Here is a 342-nt window from a genome sequence, read left to right as displayed (position 1 = left end):
CCGATTGGAAGCATGAGAGGAAATTCGGCATCCCCGTCAGGCGTCGGTTGTCCACATCCGCTTGTGTGTGAAATCAAGTGAATCGAAGAACAACCTCGCATCCAATACGAACAATTGCTCCGTGACACCCAAAGCGAATCCCAGGAAACAGAGGTCACGTGACATAGCGATTGGCGACATTGGAGTGTAGCGTGCCAAGCGCCGCTCCCATCAGGCGTTGGTTAGTCGCCATCTGTCAAACCGTCTGCGATCTGAAGCAACATCGACAGGCGATGAGCTTCTTCTGAGCACGGAACAAAACCATCGATCATCGAAGAACCGTTAGCGATTCTAGAGATCGCA

Annotated in this window: 1 protein-coding gene; it reads right to left on the bottom strand. The window is 52.0% G+C overall.

The features are described 5' to 3' along the window. Window positions 1-36: 36 nt before the first annotated feature. Window positions 37-180 carry a hypothetical protein gene (locus tag FYC48_RS27935; protein ID WP_160149706.1) on the bottom strand — a complete coding sequence of 48 codons (144 nt, stop codon included), beginning with the start codon at window positions 178-180 and terminating at the stop codon, window positions 37-39. Window positions 181-342 lie beyond the last annotated feature (162 nt).

It is taken from the genome of Roseiconus lacunae, assembly GCF_008312935.1.
Classification (GTDB): domain Bacteria; phylum Planctomycetota; class Planctomycetia; order Pirellulales; family Pirellulaceae; genus Stieleria; species Stieleria lacunae.
This window is presented reverse-complemented; position numbering and strand designations above follow the sequence as displayed.

What these genes read in the sequence shown, in the direction of transcription:
- FYC48_RS27935 (WP_160149706.1), bottom strand. Translation starts at nt 180, where the DNA reads ATGTCGCCAATCGCTATGTCACGTGACCTCTGTTTCCTGGGATTCGCT.